Origin of the sequence: Bartonella sp. CL63NXGY (genome assembly GCF_042194905.1) — a bacterium.
Classification (GTDB): Bacteria; Pseudomonadota; Alphaproteobacteria; order Rhizobiales; family Rhizobiaceae; genus Bartonella.
In genome coordinates this window covers 1-18,106 of the sequence record NZ_JBHINK010000020.1, presented here as the reverse complement: position 1 = coordinate 18,106, position 18,106 = coordinate 1, and the positions used below count along the sequence as shown (strand labels likewise).

The following is an 18,106-nucleotide window of genomic DNA, read 5'->3' as shown; positions in this document are numbered from 1 at the left end:
AATGCGCAAGCAGGGCGCAAAGCGGTTAATTGTGCGGGGCGCAGTTTTGATGAGACCTTTACTGAGAGCTTGCAAGCAGAGGGGACGATTATTCGGCAAGCAACGGCAGCACAACGGGCTTTATGGCTTTTAACCTCTGAGGCATTGCGTGCGCAAAAGGGTACGGGCGAGATCCATTTTTATGGCAATCGTTATTGGGCGCGGGCGTTGAATGAGCATGCGGGGAAAAAGGTGATTGTACGCTTTGATCCGGATAATTTGCATCAAGATTTACGGGTTTATGATTTGAACAATCGGTTGCTTTGTTTGGCACCATGCCTTTCTGATGTAGGTTTTTATGACCAGCAGGCGGCGCGCTTGAATGGGCGTTTGCGTAAAGAATATGTGAAGGCTGTTAAAGCAGAAAAACAGCTAGCGGCAAAGCTTGCGCCTGATCACTTGGCCGATGTTTATGGGCGCCTTGAGAAAAAGGATGAAGCGTTCAAATCGAAGCTTCCGATAAAGCCAAAGGTGAGCCGCTTGATGCCAAACAATGTGGGGAATTTAGCTTTGAAAGCAGACGATGATGAGGCTTTGGGGGAGGAAGAATTCAGTCAACACTTGCATAAAGCTTTGAGAAAGCTTTCCGCCTCTGATGAGGGGCGTGAGGTGATCAAGTTTCCCAAGCAATAGAATAAGGAACTAGGAAAAGAGAGGGGGGTTATAAGAATTCTCAAAAGGAAGCTGGTTTTGTATCGCGTATCAGCTTGAAGCGTTAACAAAGAAAGGGGGGGAGGAATCTTAATCCTTTAAAAGTCTAATCAATACATGAAGTTTCTAGGTATCTTTACCTGATCGGGTGAGATGCGTGGAGTTAGCAAGTTCCCTGATGTGTGAGAAAGAGAGGGGATTTGCAAGGTTAGCCGTTTTAGTATCGCGTACGGCTTTTAAATGTTCATTGTAAAGACAAAAGATAAGGGGCGGGTGGGAGCCCTTCCCCTTATCAATAGTCTAAAATCAATACAGAGGGGAATATACATGAAAAACGCGATAAATGCAACGGTCGATAAAAATCCTTGGGCGCGACCTAAAATCCAGCCTAATGGAACAGCACAAAACCGCAACAGTGATGACATTGCTTTATGGAATGAGCTTGTGGATGCGGTGAGAGCTTTGGGACAAATGAATGATTGGTCGAAAGCAGAGGTGGCGCGGCGCATAGGCATGCCGGATGGGACGTTTTCGCAATGGTATGCGGGCAGTTATGCGGGACAGTTGGGGAAGCAAAATGCAAAGGTTCAACAATGGGTTGAGGTTTTAAAGGAAACGGCGGGGTTTTTGGAGCGCATTCCTGAAAAACCAGCCTTTCAGAGGAATCGAATTGCCAGTGAGATTATTGATACTTTAACACTGGCACAAAGTACGGGGGATATGGTGATGATTACGCTTGATGCGGGCAGTGGTAAGACCGAAACCTGCCGCCATTATCGCTCTACCCGCCCGCATGTTTATCTGGTGACAGCAAGCCCGCATACGCGCAGTGTTCACGGTATTTTGAATGATATGGCAGCAGAATTGGAAGTGGTGGAATATAATCCCACCCGCTTAACGCGTGCGATTGGCAAAAAGTTAGAGCGCGTGGGCAGTGGTACGTTGTTGATCGTTGATGAGGCGCAAAATTTAACGGATGAAGCGATTAATCAGTTGCGCCACTTTGTTGATATTAATGGTACGGGGTTGGCTTTGGTTGGCAATGATGAAATCTCTGGACGGTTGGTTCATCGTCAAAATGGTCCCTCTTATGCGCAAATTAAAAGCCGATTGGCGATGCATTTGAAACGGCGCAAGCCCTATAGTGAGGATATTGCAGCGCGCATTCATGATTGGGGGATTGAAGATGTTGGTGCGATAAAGTTTTTGACAGGGATTGGCTTAAAGGCTGGTGCTTTGCGGCAAATTGACAAAACCATGATGTTGGCACGCATGGCAGCTCTTGGAGATGGGTGTGAGGTGACGCTGAAACATGTCAAAGCGGCATGGAAAAACCGTGACGTGGAGGAATTGGCATGATCTCTTTATGCGACAAAGAATTATCCGATACGCTTGTTGGTCTTTATGACGATTATCAATGCGGTTTTGATATTGGAGAACAGCTTAAATTGTGTGTTGATTTGGCGTTATTGCTTGAATTGGAGTTGAGTGTTCACCGTTTGGGGGAAGCGGATGCGGTTTTGGAAGGCCAAGTTTCAGAAGTTTTGGCTGAGTGTGAAGGCTCTGATGCGGATGAGAGCAATCGTGTGATTTATATGGATTTTGGAGGAAGCAAATGATGGAACGCAACCCCTATATGGTGAGAGATAGCTTGATTGCTTTGCGCTCTGCCTTGTTAAAACATGAAATGGATGGGATTTTTTTGCATGGACAAGATGTTCGAGAATTGAATGAGTATTTGCGTCGTTTGGCAGGCTATAACCACGTTTTAGGTCATGAGCTTATGCGGTGTCGTTGGCAATTGAAAGCGGGATGTGCGCCTTCTTCAGGGGATGTTGTGCCATTTCGTCGGTTTCAAAAAACATAAGGAGGAAGTTGGTGATGAATCCACAAATTGAACTTGAAGGTACGCGTTATATGAAGGATGCAAAAGGGGCTTTGGTGCCGGTAAACCTGATCCGCCCTGCGGATTTGTTAGAGGATGAAACGGTGCGCAAAATTATGGGTTTTGCGAAAGAATTATCGGCAAGGATTGCACGTTTTAACAACCATACGATTGCGGATTTGAGTGATTTTGATAGCTTGCTTGCGCAAGAATATGGTGTGGAGCGGCGTGGCAAAAAGGGCAATTGTACTTACACAAGCTTTGATGGTTTGCAACGCATTAAGGTGCAAGTTCAGGAGAGTGTTGATTTTGGACCGCAATTGCAAATTGCCAAAAGCCTTCTTGATGAATGTTTGAATGAATGGTCTGCGGATGCGCGCCCTGAAATCCGTGCGATTATTACGCGTGCTTTTAATACGGATAAAGAAGGCAAGGTGAATCGGGGGGAGATCTTTATGCTGTTGCGTTTGGATATTGATGATCCACGCTGGAAAGAGGCGATGCGTGCTATTCGTGAGTCATTCCGTGTGACGACATCTAAGGAATATGTGCGTTTTTATGAGCGTGATAGCCTAGAAAGCGCTTGGCGTGCTGTGACCATTGATTTGGCGAAGACATGAGGGGAGGGAGATGTCTTTAGCTGTCCTTCATATGGGAAAACGCGCGTTAGGTCTTGATGATGAGACCTATCGCGCAATGCTATATCGCTTAACAGGCAAGCAATCGGCGAAAGATTTGAGTGTTTTAGAGAAGCGTTTAGTCGTCGCTGAAATGAAAGCGTGTGGTTTTGAGCCGAATGGGAAGCGTTTAGAGGGTAAATATGCCAAGAAGCTCCAGGCGCTCTGGATTGCTGGGTGGAATCTTGGCATTATTCGTGATCGTTCAGATAAAGCATTGCTTGCCTTTGTGAAAAGACAGACAGGCGTTGATCATATTCGCTTTTTACGCGATAGCGATGATGCATGCAGAGCTATTGAGGCGTTGAAAGGTTGGTTGCAGCGTGAGGGTGGGGTTGACTGGAGAGGAAAAAACCGCGAAGATTCATGGAGGAATAAACCAAGCATTTCCATTTTGTGTGCCCAATGGAAGTGTTTGAATCCCGATGCTATGTTTGAGCTTGGGGCTTTTCACCAAAGTGTTATGGCGTTAAGTGGTAAAGCTTTGGGTGAGATGAATGGGGGCGACTTTAGAGAAGTGATGAATGTTTGGGGGCGGAAAATCCGTAAAGGTGTTAAAAGCGAGGGGTAAGCATGTATGCAAGAGGAAATCTATAGCGATTTTCCTGCCTTATTGCGTGAAATAGCTGATGTTGCGGGCAGTGAAGCAGCATGGAATATGATGCGGGCTTTTGGTGGACGAGAAGTTTATATACCCGGGCGTCTTGAGAGTGCGGATTGGTTGATTGAAATTGTTGGGTTTGAAGAGGCGCAGCAACTCATCAACCATTTTTGTTTTAATGGTTCGGGTGTGCGCCTTCTTATCCCCCTTGGCAGAGATGCTGAACGGCGGCAAAAAATGGTGCAAGCGTTGCAAAAAGGCTGGTCGGTGGATACTGCAGCTGCTGTTTCTGGTATGCATGTGCGTACAGCCTATCGCTTGAAGAAGAAAATTTCTTCAAAAGAACCACAAGGTTTATTATTTCCAGAGTTTTATGAGTATTGAGAGTTTTGACTGACAGTGTCAGGCTTATATTGGGGGAGTGAGACCCGATAAACTGCGAATGGATTTTTATTCATTGAGTGGTTTGTTATGGTTTCAATAGATGCCTCTTTTCTTCATCGCCTTGCGCCTAAATTGGCGCATCATGCGCGCCAAGATTTTATTATTGTTGAAATGGCACGTGTGTTGCCTGAAGCTTTATCCTATGGAGCGATCACGACACCATTGCGTGTTGCGCATTTTTTAAGCCAATGTGCCCATGAGAGTGATGGCTTTTTTACCGTTTGTGAATATGCCTCAGGGCGCGCTTATGAGGGGCGGCGTGATTTAGGCAATGTCAACCCTGGGGATGGGGTGCACTTTAAGGGGCGTGGTTTGATCCAGTTGACGGGGCGAAATAATTATCGTCGTTTTACGAAGTTTTGGCGCTTAGTCGATGAACAAGCGGTTGATTGTGAAGCATTTCCGCAAGAGCTGGAAAAGTTTCCAGCAGCGCTTTGGTCTGCTGTTTGGTTTTGGCAAATGAAAGGCTTGAATAGGCTGGCTGATCGAGATGATTATCTAGGGATTACCAAGGCGATCAATGGGGGCAAGAATGGACTTGTGCAACGTTTGATTTATTTGAACCGCGCCAAAAAGCTTTTGGGACTTGGAGGCGAGGTAAAGGCATGAAACCTTCTTATCGTGGTTCTAGGCTCTATTTATGGTGGTCCTTTTGGTTTTCTTGGGGGGTTATTTTTTTGCTCGTTTCTGGTGGTTTGTGGGGGGCTCCGCATATTGTTGATATGGCGAGCATTTCTATTCCTTCGATGGTGGCGATTATTGTTGGCAATCTGGGGGTGCATCGTGGCTTTGGCTCGTTGGATTTTTCCAATAGGAAGCATTCCCATAAGCGGCATAGCCGCTCCTATGATGGGGTGGAGATAACGAGGTGGGGAGATAAAAGCAATGTTTAGCCCTGTTTCAAAACTGTCTTTTGGTCTGCTTTTTTTGGTCAGTGTGATGTTGGCGACTTTTGGCTTTATGAAAGCGCAAATTTTAAAGGCGGAAAAGGCGCGTGATTTGTATTGGCAGTTGGAGATTGCCAAGGCTTCAGCACGTGCACTGCTTGTACAAGAGCGACAAAGACAAGCAGCGTTGGAAGCTGAGCATCAAGCGCAAGGGGTGATTTCGGCTTTGGAACAAAAGCTTGTGAAAATGGAGGAAGTCAATGAGAAGTTGCCGGTTACTGGCGGTGGCATTGGGCTTGAGCGTGTGCGCTTGCTCAACACACAAGCCGGTGGGTAGCCTTTCTTATCATTTTTTATCGGTTGAGTTGCCGCCTGTTGTTCGCATGGCGTGTGCCCGTCCAGCTTTATTGCCAGAGCGTGCTTTGAATGCGCGCGAAGTGGTGCACTATTGGGGGCGTGATCGTGCTGCTTTATTGATTTGTGAACAGCGTAGAAAAGCTGCGGAGAGGGCGATTTTAGGCAAAAGAGAGGGGACTTTTAAGTGAATTTGGATATCAGTGTTGCCAATGGCTGGTTGTCTTTATTGTTATCGGTTATTGCGATTTGTGGGGTTTTGAGAGCCTATTTTTCTTCAGGTGCGCGGGAAATGCTGAAAGATATCACGGCGCTTAAAGAGCGTGTGCAAAAGTTAGAAACAGAGATGGACTTTTTGCCTGATCGTGATGCGCTGCAAAGATTGGAAGTGAATATGGAGAAATTGAATGGTCGTCTCAACACGCTTTCTGCACAATTACAACCGGTGGCAGCCATTGGTGAGCGCTTGCAAGAGTTTTTGTTGGAGAATGCCAAGAAATGAAAGCAGATATGGATAAAATCATCCGTGAAGAAGCGCGGTTGATTATTTTAAAAGGGCTTGCTTGTGAGCGCAGCGAAACTTTATCGAGTGCGATGATTGAGCGGCTTTTATACAGTTATGGCATCAGACGCGATCGCGATTTTGTGCATAATGAACTGGCATGGATGGAAGATCAAGGTGCTGTTACTTTAAAATGTGTGGGTTCGGTTTTTCTTGCGGCGTTAACAGAACGGGGAGCGCGTCATTTAGACCGGAGCTTTTCCATTGAGGGGATTAAGCGGCCTAAACGTTCATCAATAAAAGACGAGGTGAAGGATGCGCAAGGTCGGGCGTGGACGTTTAACGGCGATTGATTTATTGCCGCAAGCTTGTGATCAAATTATTGCTGCTGCTGCTGAGGCTTTAAATGGGCGTGAGAAGACACAAATGGCTATTTATGGTGAGTTTAAAGCGGCTTTGAAGGCTTTACGAAAGGAAACGGGTCTCAGCTTTTCTATTCCCTCTTTTTCCAGTTTTAATCGTTATTCTTTGCGGCTAGCCGTGATGTCACGGCGCCTAGAACAGACAAGAGAAATTGCCGCAAGCCTCTCCAAGCGCTTTGATGCTAAAGCTTCTGATAATATCACTCTTTTGACGGCGGCAGCGATTAAGGAGTTGATTTTTTCAACGTTGAGCAGTGGGAAAAACCTTTCGCCAAAGGCAGCACAAGAATTGGCCAATGCGCTTAAAGGCGTGTTGGCGGCTGAACATTTGTCGACCACCAGACGGCAAAGATTAGAGAAGGATTTTACCAGCAAAGCAAGCAAAGCGGTTGACGCAGCAGCAGCAGCGGCGGGGCTCTCAGAAGAAACAGCGCGAGCTATTCGTGCGCAGGTGTTGGGGGTAAAACATGGCTGAACAGCCCTTTTCAAAAAGTCATGTCTTTGATCATCAGAGTGGTTTTGATATTTGGCGGAAAAGTACTTTTCCCAAAGAGAGTGATCCCTTAGCGGAAGGCGTTTTGATGGCGCATCAACGGGCATGGATTGAAGATAAGTCCCCATTAAAACTGGTGGAAAAGGGGCGGCGGACCGGCATTACTTTTGCAGAAGCTTTGGATGATACACTGATTGCAGCGGCGGCACGTGAAGCGAGGGGCGATAATGTTTTTTATATTGGTGACACCAAAGACAAGGGGCGGGAATTTATTGGCTATGTGAGCAATTTTGCTTCGGCAATTACGAGCCATAGTGGGGATGTTGAGGAATTTTTATTCTCTGATCAAAGGGCGGATGGTTCAACGAAATATATCTCTGCTTATCGGGTGCGTTTTGCTTCGGGGTTTCGGGTTGAGGCGCTTTCTAGCCGCCCTGAAAATATTCGCGGACTACAGGGCATTGTGGTGATTGACGAGGCGGCGTTTCATCAAGATGTGCGCTCTGTTTTGGATGCTGTCAATGCTTTGCTCATTTGGGGAGGAAAAATCCGTGTGATCTCCACCCATAATGGTGTGCTCAATCCTTTCAATGAATTGATCCGTGAGGCGCGAGCAGGTAAGGTTCCTTTTTCGGTGCATTGTTACCCCTTTGGTGTTGCTGTTAAAAATGGCTTGTTTAAACGGGTTTGTGCCATGAAGGGGGAGGTGTGGAGTCGAATTTCTGAGCAACAATGGGAAGATCAAATTCGCGCGTCTTATGGGGTGCGTTTGGCTGCGATGCGCCAAGAATTAGATGCCATACCAGCCGATCAAGAAGGGGCTGCTTTAACACGCTTACAGATTGAAAATTGTTGTGCGCCTGATATTGCGGTGTTGCGTTTTGCTTGTGTGGATGATTTTAAAAATCAATCGGAACATCAACGAAGTGTTGCTGCTTTTGCTTGGTGTGAGAAACATATAAAACCTCTTCATATTGGGCTTGACCGGCGGCGCCAACATGTTTTTGGTGTTGATTTTGCCAGATCGGGCGATGCGACATCGATTGTGGTGATGGAGGTGGGACAAGATTTGGTGCGCCGTGTCCGGTTTATGGTGGAATTGCGCAATACGCCGTTTGATCAACAAAGAGAGATTTTATTTTATGGGGTGAATGGTTTGCCGCGTTTGATGGGCGGCGCGTTAGATGCGCGGGGCAATGGGGCTTATTTAGCCGAAAAAGCGGCGCAGCGTTATGGAGCTCTTGTGAAGGAAGTGCCCTTGTCACAAAGTTGGTATGGCAAGGAAATGCCGGCTTATTTAGAAGCTTTTGGGGATGGGACGATTGTTTTGCCGCGCGATAGTGACATTGTTGCCGATCATCAAGCGCTTGCTTATGTCAATGGCATTGTGAAAATTCCAGACAATCATCGTTTTAAAGGCAGTGATGGTTTTATGCGCCATGGTGATAGCGCGATTGCTTGCGCTTTGGCTTATTTTGTCAGCCGCCAAACTCCTGAAATTTATGATTATACCCCTGTGAGAGAGGCTTATCGTTTTGATGAAAGCTCGCTCTTTTCAACGCCTTTTTTTTCAACAATGCGATCAAAGATTTATTGATGGGATGATGAGATGGTAAAACTTTTAGATCAGTGGGGCAGGGCGCTTAATATCAAAGGGTTGGAGCGAGAAGTTGCAAGCCCTACCGTTGGCGGTGTTCGTGATGTATGGTCACAAACCATTGTCAGTGGTCTGACCCCTGCGCAACTTGCTGATATTTTGCAACAGGCAGCACAGGGGCATCCAGAGCAGTTTTTCCAACTTGCCGATGATATGGAAGAGCGTGATTTGCATTATCGTGCTGTGCTTGGCATGCGTAAAAATGCCCTTACAGGGGTGGAGCCTGGAGTGATTGCCGCAAGCAACAGTGCACAGGACAAAAAGATAGCAGATGCGGTGCGGGAAGTGATTAGTGCACCTACCTTTGTTGATGATTATGTCACGGATTTGTTAGATGCTTTGGGAAAAGGCTATGCGGTTGTTGAAACTTTGTGGGACAAGAGTGCCAAGGAATGGTGGCCGGTTGCTTGGAAATGGCGTGACCAGCGGTTTTTTCAATTGGATCGACGGGATGGTTTTCATTTGCGTTTAAAAGAAGAGGGGTCTTTTAATGGAAGTGAATTGCCTGCTTATAAATTTTCTATTCACAGACCCAAGTTGAAAAGCGGTTTGCCTATTCGTTCTGGGCTTGCGCGGCTTGCAGCTTGGGCTTTTTTGTTTAAATCTTATACCTTAAAAGATTGGATGGCATTTTTAGAAGTTTATGGCATGCCTTTGCGTGTGGGTAAATATGGGGCAAGCTCTTCTCATGAGGAACGACGGGTTCTTATTCAAGCGGTGCGTGATTTATCCAGTGATGCGGCAGCGATTATTCCCAAAGAAATGGAGATTGAATTTATTGAAGCGGCAGGGGGCAGTGGCAATGCGGTGTTTGCTTCTAAGGCGGAATATTTAGATCGACAAATTTCTAAAGGTGTGTTGGGGCAAACCATGACGACGGATGATGGTTCGTCCTTTTCGCAAGCGCGCATTCATGAAAATGTGCGCCATGATATTGCCAGAGCTGATGCACGCCAATTAGCTTTAACGGCTAATCGTGATTTAATTGTGCCCTTTGTTGAGATTAATTTTGGGCGCCAAGAGCGCGCTCCCCTTGTCTATTGGCCGATTTCGGAAAATGAAGACATTAAAGCCATCAGTGATGCGCTGGAAAAACTTGTGCCTTTAGGTTTGCGTGTTGGGGCGCAAGAAGTGCGCAATAAGATTGGTTTTTCGCAACCAAAAAAGGAAGAGGATGTTTTAAAGGCTCCTGATAATGCGCTTGATGATGAGAGGGGAGAAAAGGCTCATGTTTGTGCTGATTGTGGAGGTGTTTTTGATGTTTCTGTGACAAGAGAGAGCAAGGGTGCAAAAGAGAAGGGTGGGAAATATCACGACGAATTGGACCGGCTTTCACAAGAAGCTTTAAGCGACTGGGAAGAGGACTTAGAACCCCTTTTAGAGCCTTTTAAAAAGCTTGTAAGAGAAGCAACAAGTTATGAGGATATCCTAAAAGGCTTAGATGAATTATTGGGTGAGATGGATCATCATGCATTAGCAGCGCGCTTGGCAAAAGTACAAATGATTGCACGTGGGCTTGGGTATCATGGATGAGGAACTTTTTAAAACCGCCCCTAAAGAGGTCACCCGTTATTTTGAAGCCAAGGCACTTGTTCCAAGCTTTGATTGGCGTGATATAGCACCAGAAGAACATGCCTTTTCCTTTACGGTGGCAAAATCGCTAGGCTATGATATTTTGGAGGATTTTAAGCGAGCGGTTGGAGAAGCCATAAAGCATCAAGTTCCTTTTCAAGATTTTCAAAAAAATTTGATGCCGATTTTACAGGAAAAGGGTTGGTGGGGTAAAAAGACCAGCATTGACCCCAAAACTGGTGAAAAGAGCGTGGTACAATTGGGCAGCCCACGGCGTTTAGAAACGGTCTATTGGGCCAATACCATGAGTGCGCATGCGGCAGGTGAGTGGGAGCGCACACAAAATAATAAAGAATTTTTGCCCTATCTCACCTATGCTTTGTCAAGTTCAGAACATAAGCGTTTAGAACATGAAAGTTGGGTGGGGTTTACCGCACCTGTTGATGATCCGGTTTGGGATTGGCTTTATCCGCCCAATGGTTGGCGGTGTAAATGCAGTGTGCGACAGGTAAGCCGTTATGAAGCAGAAGATTTAGGCTATGAAGAGGGGGCAGAGCCACTTCATGTTGAAAAGCAGGTTTGGCACAATAAGCGAACGGGGAAAATTGAGAAGATACCAAAGGGGATTGATCCTGGTTGGCATTCTAATCCTGGGAAACATCGGGCGCAAAATTTAAGCCGTTTTTTGAGTGATAAAGTCTCTGTGATGGGGGACAATGACAAACGCATTGCCATTGAAGATATTGTGGGTTCACCACTTTTGGAAGCCATGTTTGAAGGACGGATGCCTCGCGGGTTTATACCCATTGCACCGATACCACAAAAGGTGGGTGATGTTTTTGCAGCGGAAAATTCTCTTATTCTCTTATCCGCAGACAGTGTGAAACATATTTTGTTAGAGCATCAAGCGCGTGATCTTCGCTTGGATGATTTTCGAGGCGCCATTCAAACACTCATTCGCCCCCATGGAATTATCAGGCGAAAAGGTGTACCGAGCGTTGTGTTTTTGGGTGAAAATGATGGGGTATGGTGGCGCTTAGCGGTTAAATTTGTGGCAAGCAAACAAGAATGGTGGTTGACCTCCATGCATAAAAAAAGCTCTAGAGAAATTGGACGCTTATTGGATGCGGCTGAAAAAAAGGGCGAGAGGTTGTTGTAAAGAGAACACCGGAAAGACCTGCTGGCTTTTGTGAAAAGAGAAGGCGTGGAGGGCGGTCAACTCCTCGCAGATCCGGTAAAACCGTCCTGGTATAACTGGCTCACGCCTCGTGGATAGAAGTAACAGTTTAAAAGTTTAAAAGCAATCTTTAAAAAAACGACTTGAGAAAAACCATGTTGGCTTTTGTGAAGAGAGTCGATGCGTGAGAAAATGAGAAGGCGTGGAGGGCGGTCAACTCCTCGCAGATCCGGTAAAACCGTCCTGGCAAAACTGGCTCACGCCTTACCTCCAATGATATAATGTTTTTAAGCCAAAAAGCAATTTTTAAAAAAAACGGCTTGAGAGAGGCTTTTTTTGTATAAGGCGATAAATTGTACCTCTCACTTCACAACGGCGCTCTATCGTCTTTGAAGTGCCTTTGAAAACGATTTTATGGGATGGTTTGGCACGGGGGTTTCTCTCACAAGGAGAAGAATAGGGAAAAGAGTGCTTTTTTGAGAAATGCTCTTTTGACTGACAGTGTCAGACTTATGGTGGGAGTAAGTTTCATGCATTGTATTGCCAATGACAATTGTAAAGCAATAGGCAATGTATGGAACAGGAATTTCACGAAGATCAAAAAGATGGGGATGCAGAAACATTTCATGCTGCGTTAATAGATCTCTGTCCAGACGTTTTATGCCAAGACATTTCATGTGAAGACGCCACCGTTAGCCAAGCGCCTGAATGGGTAGAGCTTTTGCCCAAAGCGCCCCATGTGAAGGCACGTGATGGACGACAATGGCATTATAACCCGCAAACTATTTTAAAAGCCTTTGCAGCCAATAAAGGACCGCTTGTGATTGATTATGAGCATGGGCAACATCACCGTGCGAGAAATGGTTTAGAAGCACCTGCCAGTGGCTGGATTGAAGAATTAGCAGAGCGGGATGGTGCGATTTGGGGGCGTGTTAAATGGACCGATATGGCCGCTAAAAAGATTGTTGCCCGAGAATATCGCTATCTTTCGCCTGAGTTTCGCCATTCCAAGAAAGGTGAAATTTTAAATTTAGCAGGTGCTGGTTTGGTGAACCGTCCAGCCCTTGTCATGACGGCTTTAAGCCGTGAACAGCCTTCCCCTATAACTTTGACGGAGAAAATGATGGATTTGACAGCCATTGCCAGTGCACTATCGCTGGCAGAAGATGCTAAAGCGGATGAGGTTTTAGCAACGCTTAAAGCGCGCGAAAAGGAACGCGTGGAATTAAATGCCCAATTAACAAAAGCGCGAGAAGATTTAGCGCTTTTGCAAGAAGAGCAAAAAAACAGTGCCATTGAGAGTCTTTTAGACAAGACCATTGAAGAGGGCAAGATTTTGCCGGCTGCTCGCGAGGAATATCGTGCGCTCTGTAGCCTTGAAGGGGGGATGGAGCATTTTAAAAGTTTGGTCGAGAAGTTGCCGGCGCTTGCCTCAACAAGCCCTTTAGAAGTGTGTGCCTTAGCGCAAGAACCAAAGCTTGCTCCAGAAGAGGTTGCCCTTGCGGCACGCCATTATCAGGAAGAGCAGAAGCAAAAAGGCTTCGACATCACCATTAGCCAAGCGGTTGAGTATATTAGCGAGCAAAAGGAGCGCCCATTATGAGTACGATGATTTTGATTAAATCTTTTCGCGCTGGAGATGTGATTTCACCTTATTGCATTGTTGCAGCGCGCGGTGATGGAATGGTGGCAACGGCTTCTGGTAAGGGTGATAAATTATTAGGGACTGCTGGGTCATTGAGTGCCAAGGCTGGTGAGATGATTGATGTTGGCCAATGTGGTTGGGGCGAAGTGGTTTGTGGAGGCAATGTTTCCTTTGGTGATTTTTTGACCTCTGACCCCAAAGGACACGCCATTAAAGCGGAAGCCGCAGATCGCACCATTGGTATTGCCATGAGTGATGGTTCTGCTGGTGATGTTATTTCTTTTAAAATTAATTAATCGAGGCATAAAATGAACAGACCTTTTCCCATTGATCCAACACTCACCGCTATTGCTATTGGTTATCGCAATCCAGCAGGTTCTCTTATTGGCGATAGAGTTTTGCCACGCGTTTGTGTTTTAAGTGAGGTGTTTAAATATAGTGAATTTCCTTTAGCAGAAAATTTTACCGTGCCTGAACTTGAGGTTGGGCGAAAAGGGCGCCCGAATGTGGTGGAATTTTCTGCCTTTGAACGGGAAGCCAGTGTCAAAGATTACGGACTTGATGATTTGATTCCCAATTCAGATATTGAAGCAGCGGCACGCGCACGGGCAGAAAAGCGCTCTCGTTATAACCCCGAAAAGACAGCTGTAGAGGGACTTGCCAATTTGCTAGAATTGGGGCGTGAAGTGCGTGTTGCAGCTCTTGTGCAAAGAAGTGAAAATTACGCACCAGAGCGGGTGATTACGCTTAAGGGTGAAAATAAATTTAGCGATTATGAGAAATCTGACCCTTATGCCACTTTAGATGAGGCGATGGATAAAAGTCTCGTCTATACGCCCAACACCATTGTGATGGGCAAAGTTGTTTGGTCAAAACTCAAACGTCATCCCAAAATCATTAAAGCCGTTAAAGGGGGTGGCACTGCTGATGGTTTTGTCACCAAGGCGCAATTTGCTGATCTGATGGAAATACACCCCGATCGTTTACTCATTGGTGAATCGCAAGTGAATTTGGCACGTAAAGGGCGTTCGGCACAATTGGCACGCGTGTGGGGCAATAAGATTGCACTGCTTTATATTGACCCTACCAAACAACAGGCAGATGGTTCGGTGATCAGTTGGGGCTTTAGCGCCCAGTTGGGCGAGCGTTTGTCTGGAGTGATCCAAGATCCAGATATCGGCTTGTCGGGTGGTAAACGGGTGCGTGTGGGGGAACGTGTGTGTGAATTGGTTGCCGCAAAAGATGCCGGTGTTTTGTTGCAAGAAGTTGTCTAAGGGAAACTTTTAAACATGGCTTATGCAAGCAAAACATTGATTGAAGAGCTCTGGGGTGATGACTTCTTGGATGATTTGTGTGGGATGGATGAGAACTCTGATCCAGTTTTTTCAGAGCAAGCCATTGCCCGCGCGCTCGAACAGGCAAGTGGTGAGATTGATGTGCATTTGTCTCATCGCTACTCAATCCCCATTGCTGGACAGCCGGCGGCTCTGGGTATGATCTGTGTCAATATTGCTGTTTATAATTTAGCCATACGCCATACGGCGCTGACCACGACCATTGAAGATCGTTACAAACAGGCGGTTGATTTGCTGAAACGTATTGCCGAAGGCAAAGCGGGTTTAGGCATAGATGAACCTAAAATTATGAGCGAAGATGGACCGGTTCGTGATGGGGCTTTTTTTCATGCCAAGCCGCGTTTGATGGGAAGGTAACATGTCTGTTGCAACCCATATTGAGATTAAAGAGACAGGGCTTGAAGCGGCTTTATCCTTTTTGCAAAAGGGCGCTGATAGCTCGATGGGGACTTTGGCACAAGGGGTTGGGCGTCTCATCCAAGAAAGCACAAGGCGGCGGATTCAAAGCGAAAAAAATTCTGCCCAAGGAGAGAAGTGGAAAAACAATTATGCCCGCACCTCCATTCTTTATGCCAGTGGGGCGCTTTCACGCTCCATTGATATGAAAGCTTCACCAGAACAGGTGATTGTGGGCTCTGGGTTGGTTTATGCGCGGATTCATCAATTAGGTGGGGTTATTCGCCCGAAAAATGGCAAGACACTGCGCTTTTTTCTTAAAAGCGGCAATGCACACCGCTTTGTTTGTGTGCATCAAGTGACTATGCCGGCACGCCCTTATTTGGGGCTTTCAGAGCACAATAAAGTGGAAATTGTCAAAGCGACAGAAGACTGGCTGGAAAGGGTCTTTTCATGAACCAAACGATCACACAAGCAGGGCGCATTAATCAGTTTCGTGAAGCGGTGATAAGGAGCCTTAAAGGCGCTTTGCCGGATGTGCGTGATTGCGGCTGTCAATTTGGACGTTTTAATTTAGAAGAACTTGAAACACAGATGCTGGTGGCTCCAGCAATACGGGTTGCGGTGTTAGAAAGCCGTTTGAATCCTGTAGCAAGTGGACAGATGAGTGCTGATCTTCATTTAGGGGCTTTTATTATTACCACAGGTAAAGAGCGTGATGTTTCCAGTTGGCTTTTAGCAGAAGCCATTGCGGTGCTTTGTCATAGCGGGCAATTGTGGGGACTAACGCATTTGAGTGCCCCGCGTGAGGTGCAAATTGAACCGATTATCTCTGCGGCGATTAAGCAGCGTGGTGTATCGATAAGCGTGGTGGAATGGCACCAAGATTTGCATCAGTTGGGACATGATATTTTTTGTGATGAAGGACAACTCAAAAGTGGTTTGATTTCATGGGACAATGAGGTGGGGGCATGAATGATGCGCATTTGTTGAGTGACACCTTACGACAAATAATGAAGCGTCTTGATGCGCTTGAACGCTGTCTTGCCAACCAGCACATGATCGGGCGGGTTGTGCAAGTTGATGGCCATAGGGTGCGGGTGAAACTTTCCGAACAGGGTTCCAATGGACAAGCGGTTTTATCGCCTTGGTTGCAAGCGCAAGAAGCTTCTGGCGCTCTCTCAAGCAATATGCCCCTCCATGTTGGTGATCCGGTGCGGTTGTTAAACCCCCATGGTGAGATTGGTTCTGCCTCTCTGGTGGTGCGCGATAGCTATAGTGAAGATGCACCTAATCCCGCACGCTCTTTCCAAGAGTTGGCGCTCTGTTATGCGGGTGGCGCTTTGCGGATGACAAAAGATGAACTTATTCTCTCCCATGGGGAAAATCAAATTCATTTGAGTGCACAAGGTTTGGTGCTTTCTCATCAATCAACCCGTGTTGAATTAACGGGCAGTGTGCGGATTCAAGCAGAAGATTTACAGCACAATCAAAAATCTGTTGGCGCAAGCCACAAACACGGTGGGGTCAAAATGGGTCCCTCCACAACCTCTTCCCCCCTTTAAAGGAGTTTTATCATGCGTGAGAACACTTATGTTATTTTAACCAATGCCGATTTTGTTGCAGGCAAGCGTTCACCGGGCAAAGGTGAAGAAATTTGTTTAAGTGAGGAAGCGGCTAAATATCCGTTGCTGCTTGGTCAGATCGCTGAAAAACCAGCCCCTGTTGTTGCGGCGGCCCCAACTGTTTCTACCACAAAGACAAGTAAAGGAGCTTAAAGCATGCGGTGCGGGATGAGCGAAAAGGATGGCTCTCTTTTATATGGCTTTGCGCATTGTCAACAGTCACTTCGTAAATGTCTGACGACAAGAATTGGGACACGGGTTTTGCGTCGTCATTATGGATGTGATGTTGGAGCATTCCAAGATGCCAATGCTGATCCTGCGACGATGATGCAGCTTTATCAAGCAATTGTTGAAGCACTCGATGATCCAGAGTGTGGAGAGCCTGGGTTTTCGTTGCAGAGGATTGATCTGACAAAAGCAACGCGTGAAGGCACGTTCCATTTTGTTTTAACGGGTGTTTTTTATCCCAATGGGCATTTGGGAGATTGGTCACACCAAGAGCCAATGAGCATCAATTTAGAGGTTGGTGATGACTGAGTTTGAACCTTTATCCTTTTCACAGATTCCCCCTCCACAACTCCCTCTGCCACAAATTATTGAAGAGCTTTCTGTTGAAGCAATTTTAGAGCAAAAGATCACGCGTTTGACTGAGCTTTTTGCAGCGCATCATATTCCTTATAATGTGGAAAAGACGGCTTATGATCCGGTTGTCATTCAATTGCAAGCGGCGGCTTATGAAGAGTTGCTATTGCGCCAGCGAATTAATGAAGTGGCGCGGGATAATTTACTCACATTTGCCCATGGAACAAGTTTAGATCATTTGGGGGATTTTCATGGGGTCACGCGCCTTTTGGATGAAGATGATGAGCGTTTGCGCCGCCGCATTCGCTTGAATAGACAAGGACATTCCACAGGTGGCACAGCGCCACGTTACCAATATTTTGCCCTCTCAAGCGATATCCATGTCAAAGATGCTTTTGTTTATCGTGAGGGTAAAAGTCCGCTTATTCATGTTGCGCTTTTTAGTGACGCTCCTTCAGGGGTGGCTGATGAGGCTTTAATTGCAAAGGTGCAAGCAGCCCTTGATGCCCCCCATGTTAAAATGACCAATGACCACATCCTTGTGAAAAGCGCGGTACAGCGGATGATCAATGTTTCTGCTGATTTTTGGTTGTTACCGGATGAAGGCTCCTTTGTTTTGGAAAGAGCGGAGCAGAATTTAAGAGCAGAATGGGCGCGTGCATGGAGGCTTGGGCGTGATTTGTCTTTAAGTTGGATACTAAGCCGCTTGATGGTTGAGGGCGTTCACCATGTGAACATAACGCAACCTTTTGAGGATATTTTGGTCGCACCGGATGAAGCAGTCGCACTAGGGGATATTGTTTTGTTTGAACGGGGGCGTGCTTATTGATGCTTTCCTCACTTTTGCCCCCGAATTCGAGCTTGTTTGAACGTTGTTTTGCAGAAGCAATGGCTCTTGAACTTCACGTTAAAACTGCACTCGAAGAAATACCTCGCGCGAAATTTATTACGCGTCCGCCTTCTTGGTTGCCCTTTTTAATAGACGAATATGGCTTACAAGAATTAAACCCTTATTTCTCTAACCTTTATGATTTAATTGATCAGGGTCTTGCATGGCAAAATATTCGCGGCTCCCTTGCGGCAATAGAGATGGGGCTTGAATGGCTAGGGATTTCGGCACGCTTTCAACCCGCCTGGACGGG

28 protein-coding genes are annotated in these 18,106 nt (G+C 46.4%); all 28 read left to right on the top strand.

The window, feature by feature from the left end; all coding sequences use genetic code 11:
- Nucleotides 1–672: Mu transposase C-terminal domain-containing protein (locus tag ACFIK0_RS08225; protein ID WP_375663788.1), on the top strand; the 672-nt coding region annotated here is incomplete at its 5' end.
- A gap of 345 nt (nt 673–1,017) precedes the next feature.
- Nucleotides 1,018–2,049 carry an AAA family ATPase gene (locus tag ACFIK0_RS08220; protein WP_273790128.1) on the top strand — a complete coding sequence of 344 codons (1,032 nt, stop codon included), beginning with the start codon at nt 1,018–1,020 and terminating at the stop codon, nt 2,047–2,049.
- Nucleotides 2,046–2,309: a hypothetical protein gene (locus ACFIK0_RS08215; RefSeq protein ID WP_273790127.1), complete on the top strand. Its 264-nt coding sequence runs from the start codon at nt 2,046–2,048 to the stop codon at nt 2,307–2,309. The genes ACFIK0_RS08220 and ACFIK0_RS08215 overlap by 4 nt, the downstream gene beginning before the upstream one ends.
- Nucleotides 2,306–2,557, top strand: coding sequence for a hypothetical protein (locus ACFIK0_RS08210; RefSeq protein ID WP_273790126.1), 252 nt, complete (start codon nt 2,306–2,308; stop codon nt 2,555–2,557). The genes ACFIK0_RS08215 and ACFIK0_RS08210 overlap by 4 nt, the downstream gene beginning before the upstream one ends.
- Before the next feature lie 14 nt (nt 2,558–2,571).
- Nucleotides 2,572–3,195, top strand: coding sequence for a DUF3164 family protein (locus ACFIK0_RS08205; protein WP_375627429.1), 624 nt, complete (start codon nt 2,572–2,574; stop codon nt 3,193–3,195).
- 10 nt (nt 3,196–3,205) lie between these two features.
- The gene (locus ACFIK0_RS08200; protein WP_375663787.1) at nt 3,206–3,823 is read left to right on the top strand and encodes a regulatory protein GemA; all 618 of its coding nucleotides are present in this window, start codon (nt 3,206–3,208) and stop codon (nt 3,821–3,823) included.
- A 6-nt stretch (nt 3,824–3,829) separates the two neighbouring features.
- Nucleotides 3,830–4,237: a helix-turn-helix domain-containing protein gene (locus tag ACFIK0_RS08195; RefSeq protein ID WP_375612315.1), complete on the top strand. Its 408-nt coding sequence runs from the start codon at nt 3,830–3,832 to the stop codon at nt 4,235–4,237.
- 87 nt (nt 4,238–4,324) lie between these two features.
- On the top strand, nt 4,325–4,906 hold the full coding sequence (locus ACFIK0_RS08190) for a glycoside hydrolase family 19 protein (protein ID WP_375654599.1): 582 nt from the start codon (nt 4,325–4,327) through the stop codon (nt 4,904–4,906).
- Nucleotides 4,903–5,190 carry a hypothetical protein gene (locus ACFIK0_RS08185; protein ID WP_375663786.1) on the top strand — a complete coding sequence of 96 codons (288 nt, stop codon included), beginning with the start codon at nt 4,903–4,905 and terminating at the stop codon, nt 5,188–5,190. The genes ACFIK0_RS08190 and ACFIK0_RS08185 overlap by 4 nt, the downstream gene beginning before the upstream one ends.
- On the top strand, nt 5,183–5,521 hold the full coding sequence (locus ACFIK0_RS08180; protein WP_375654600.1) for a hypothetical protein: 339 nt from the start codon (nt 5,183–5,185) through the stop codon (nt 5,519–5,521). The genes ACFIK0_RS08185 and ACFIK0_RS08180 overlap by 8 nt, the downstream gene beginning before the upstream one ends.
- The gene (locus ACFIK0_RS08175) at nt 5,487–5,729 is read left to right on the top strand and encodes a hypothetical protein (protein WP_375646427.1); all 243 of its coding nucleotides are present in this window, start codon (nt 5,487–5,489) and stop codon (nt 5,727–5,729) included. The genes ACFIK0_RS08180 and ACFIK0_RS08175 overlap by 35 nt, the downstream gene beginning before the upstream one ends.
- Complete coding sequence (locus ACFIK0_RS08170; RefSeq protein WP_375607966.1) at nt 5,726–6,040, top strand: DUF2730 family protein; 315 nt, start codon at nt 5,726–5,728, stop codon at nt 6,038–6,040. The genes ACFIK0_RS08175 and ACFIK0_RS08170 overlap by 4 nt, the downstream gene beginning before the upstream one ends.
- Nucleotides 6,037–6,393, top strand: coding sequence for a hypothetical protein (locus ACFIK0_RS08165; protein ID WP_375612320.1), 357 nt, complete (start codon nt 6,037–6,039; stop codon nt 6,391–6,393). The genes ACFIK0_RS08170 and ACFIK0_RS08165 overlap by 4 nt, the downstream gene beginning before the upstream one ends.
- Nucleotides 6,356–6,937: a phage protein Gp27 family protein gene (locus tag ACFIK0_RS08160; protein WP_375631553.1), complete on the top strand. Its 582-nt coding sequence runs from the start codon at nt 6,356–6,358 to the stop codon at nt 6,935–6,937. Before ACFIK0_RS08165 ends, ACFIK0_RS08160 begins: the two co-directional genes overlap by 38 nt.
- Nucleotides 6,930–8,552, top strand: a complete 1,623-nt coding sequence (locus tag ACFIK0_RS08155) for a hypothetical protein (RefSeq protein ID WP_375663785.1) — start codon at nt 6,930–6,932, stop codon at nt 8,550–8,552. The genes ACFIK0_RS08160 and ACFIK0_RS08155 overlap by 8 nt, the downstream gene beginning before the upstream one ends.
- 12 nt (nt 8,553–8,564) lie before the next feature.
- Nucleotides 8,565–10,145, top strand: coding sequence for a DUF935 domain-containing protein (locus ACFIK0_RS08150; protein ID WP_375663784.1), 1,581 nt, complete (start codon nt 8,565–8,567; stop codon nt 10,143–10,145).
- Nucleotides 10,138–11,343 (top strand): phage minor head protein, encoded by a 1,206-nt coding sequence (locus ACFIK0_RS08145; protein WP_375663783.1) that lies wholly within the window; start codon nt 10,138–10,140, stop codon nt 11,341–11,343. The genes ACFIK0_RS08150 and ACFIK0_RS08145 overlap by 8 nt, the downstream gene beginning before the upstream one ends.
- Nucleotides 11,344–11,935: 592 nt before the next feature.
- Nucleotides 11,936–12,964 carry a phage protease gene (locus tag ACFIK0_RS08140; protein ID WP_375662991.1) on the top strand — a complete coding sequence of 343 codons (1,029 nt, stop codon included), beginning with the start codon at nt 11,936–11,938 and terminating at the stop codon, nt 12,962–12,964.
- Complete coding sequence (locus tag ACFIK0_RS08135; protein WP_375613753.1) at nt 12,961–13,302, top strand: hypothetical protein; 342 nt, start codon at nt 12,961–12,963, stop codon at nt 13,300–13,302. The genes ACFIK0_RS08140 and ACFIK0_RS08135 overlap by 4 nt, the downstream gene beginning before the upstream one ends.
- Before the next feature lie 12 nt (nt 13,303–13,314).
- Nucleotides 13,315–14,280 (top strand): capsid protein, encoded by a 966-nt coding sequence (locus ACFIK0_RS08130; protein WP_375613754.1) that lies wholly within the window; start codon nt 13,315–13,317, stop codon nt 14,278–14,280.
- A gap of 15 nt (nt 14,281–14,295) precedes the next feature.
- Nucleotides 14,296–14,718 (top strand): gp436 family protein, encoded by a 423-nt coding sequence (locus tag ACFIK0_RS08125; RefSeq protein WP_375612327.1) that lies wholly within the window; start codon nt 14,296–14,298, stop codon nt 14,716–14,718.
- Nucleotide 14,719: 1 nt separating this feature from the next.
- A complete protein-coding gene (locus ACFIK0_RS08120) occupies nt 14,720–15,214 on the top strand; it encodes a phage virion morphogenesis protein (RefSeq protein ID WP_375631564.1) in 495 nt (164 codons plus the stop codon).
- Nucleotides 15,211–15,732, top strand: a complete 522-nt coding sequence (locus ACFIK0_RS08115) for a hypothetical protein (RefSeq protein WP_375663782.1) — start codon at nt 15,211–15,213, stop codon at nt 15,730–15,732. The genes ACFIK0_RS08120 and ACFIK0_RS08115 overlap by 4 nt, the downstream gene beginning before the upstream one ends.
- Nucleotides 15,729–16,322 carry a baseplate assembly protein gene (locus tag ACFIK0_RS08110; RefSeq protein ID WP_375663781.1) on the top strand — a complete coding sequence of 198 codons (594 nt, stop codon included), beginning with the start codon at nt 15,729–15,731 and terminating at the stop codon, nt 16,320–16,322. Before ACFIK0_RS08115 ends, ACFIK0_RS08110 begins: the two co-directional genes overlap by 4 nt.
- A gap of 12 nt (nt 16,323–16,334) precedes the next feature.
- Entirely contained in the window at nt 16,335–16,535 is a 201-nt protein-coding gene (locus tag ACFIK0_RS08105) for a hypothetical protein (RefSeq protein ID WP_375620339.1), read from the top strand.
- 3 nt (nt 16,536–16,538) lie between these two features.
- A complete protein-coding gene (locus ACFIK0_RS08100; RefSeq protein ID WP_375613760.1) occupies nt 16,539–16,919 on the top strand; it encodes a GPW/gp25 family protein in 381 nt (126 codons plus the stop codon).
- A complete protein-coding gene (locus ACFIK0_RS08095) occupies nt 16,912–17,793 on the top strand; it encodes a baseplate J/gp47 family protein (RefSeq protein ID WP_375663780.1) in 882 nt (293 codons plus the stop codon). Before ACFIK0_RS08100 ends, ACFIK0_RS08095 begins: the two co-directional genes overlap by 8 nt.
- A partial coding sequence (locus ACFIK0_RS08090) for a phage tail protein (protein ID WP_375663779.1) occupies nt 17,793–18,106 on the top strand: 314 nt, incomplete at its 3' end. The genes ACFIK0_RS08095 and ACFIK0_RS08090, both read left to right, overlap by 1 nt.

Excerpts from the sequence above, each read along its gene's own strand:
- ACFIK0_RS08120 (WP_375631564.1), top strand. The coding sequence starts at position 14,720 with ATGTCTGTTGCAACCCATATTGAGATTAAAGAGACAGGGCTTGAAGCG.
- ACFIK0_RS08140 (WP_375662991.1), top strand. The coding sequence starts at position 11,936 with ATGGAACAGGAATTTCACGAAGATCAAAAAGATGGGGATGCAGAAACA.
- ACFIK0_RS08185 (WP_375663786.1), top strand. The coding sequence starts at position 4,903 with ATGAAACCTTCTTATCGTGGTTCTAGGCTCTATTTATGGTGGTCCTTT.
- ACFIK0_RS08215 (WP_273790127.1), top strand. The coding sequence starts at position 2,046 with ATGATCTCTTTATGCGACAAAGAATTATCCGATACGCTTGTTGGTCTT.
- ACFIK0_RS08105 (WP_375620339.1), top strand. The coding sequence starts at position 16,335 with ATGCGTGAGAACACTTATGTTATTTTAACCAATGCCGATTTTGTTGCA.
- ACFIK0_RS08220 (WP_273790128.1), top strand. The coding sequence starts at position 1,018 with ATGAAAAACGCGATAAATGCAACGGTCGATAAAAATCCTTGGGCGCGA.
- ACFIK0_RS08200 (WP_375663787.1), top strand. The coding sequence starts at position 3,206 with ATGTCTTTAGCTGTCCTTCATATGGGAAAACGCGCGTTAGGTCTTGAT.
- ACFIK0_RS08150 (WP_375663784.1), top strand. The coding sequence starts at position 8,565 with ATGGTAAAACTTTTAGATCAGTGGGGCAGGGCGCTTAATATCAAAGGG.
- ACFIK0_RS08210 (WP_273790126.1), top strand. The coding sequence starts at position 2,306 with ATGATGGAACGCAACCCCTATATGGTGAGAGATAGCTTGATTGCTTTG.
- ACFIK0_RS08100 (WP_375613760.1), top strand. The coding sequence starts at position 16,539 with ATGCGGTGCGGGATGAGCGAAAAGGATGGCTCTCTTTTATATGGCTTT.
- ACFIK0_RS08095 (WP_375663780.1), top strand. The coding sequence starts at position 16,912 with ATGACTGAGTTTGAACCTTTATCCTTTTCACAGATTCCCCCTCCACAA.
- ACFIK0_RS08205 (WP_375627429.1), top strand. The coding sequence starts at position 2,572 with ATGAATCCACAAATTGAACTTGAAGGTACGCGTTATATGAAGGATGCA.
- ACFIK0_RS08125 (WP_375612327.1), top strand. The coding sequence starts at position 14,296 with ATGGCTTATGCAAGCAAAACATTGATTGAAGAGCTCTGGGGTGATGAC.
- ACFIK0_RS08180 (WP_375654600.1), top strand. The coding sequence starts at position 5,183 with ATGTTTAGCCCTGTTTCAAAACTGTCTTTTGGTCTGCTTTTTTTGGTC.
- ACFIK0_RS08165 (WP_375612320.1), top strand. The coding sequence starts at position 6,037 with ATGAAAGCAGATATGGATAAAATCATCCGTGAAGAAGCGCGGTTGATT.
- ACFIK0_RS08155 (WP_375663785.1), top strand. The coding sequence starts at position 6,930 with ATGGCTGAACAGCCCTTTTCAAAAAGTCATGTCTTTGATCATCAGAGT.
- ACFIK0_RS08135 (WP_375613753.1), top strand. The coding sequence starts at position 12,961 with ATGAGTACGATGATTTTGATTAAATCTTTTCGCGCTGGAGATGTGATT.
- ACFIK0_RS08190 (WP_375654599.1), top strand. The coding sequence starts at position 4,325 with ATGGTTTCAATAGATGCCTCTTTTCTTCATCGCCTTGCGCCTAAATTG.
- ACFIK0_RS08130 (WP_375613754.1), top strand. The coding sequence starts at position 13,315 with ATGAACAGACCTTTTCCCATTGATCCAACACTCACCGCTATTGCTATT.
- ACFIK0_RS08110 (WP_375663781.1), top strand. The coding sequence starts at position 15,729 with ATGAATGATGCGCATTTGTTGAGTGACACCTTACGACAAATAATGAAG.
- ACFIK0_RS08195 (WP_375612315.1), top strand. The coding sequence starts at position 3,830 with ATGCAAGAGGAAATCTATAGCGATTTTCCTGCCTTATTGCGTGAAATA.
- ACFIK0_RS08115 (WP_375663782.1), top strand. The coding sequence starts at position 15,211 with ATGAACCAAACGATCACACAAGCAGGGCGCATTAATCAGTTTCGTGAA.
- ACFIK0_RS08145 (WP_375663783.1), top strand. The coding sequence starts at position 10,138 with ATGGATGAGGAACTTTTTAAAACCGCCCCTAAAGAGGTCACCCGTTAT.
- ACFIK0_RS08160 (WP_375631553.1), top strand. The coding sequence starts at position 6,356 with ATGCGCAAGGTCGGGCGTGGACGTTTAACGGCGATTGATTTATTGCCG.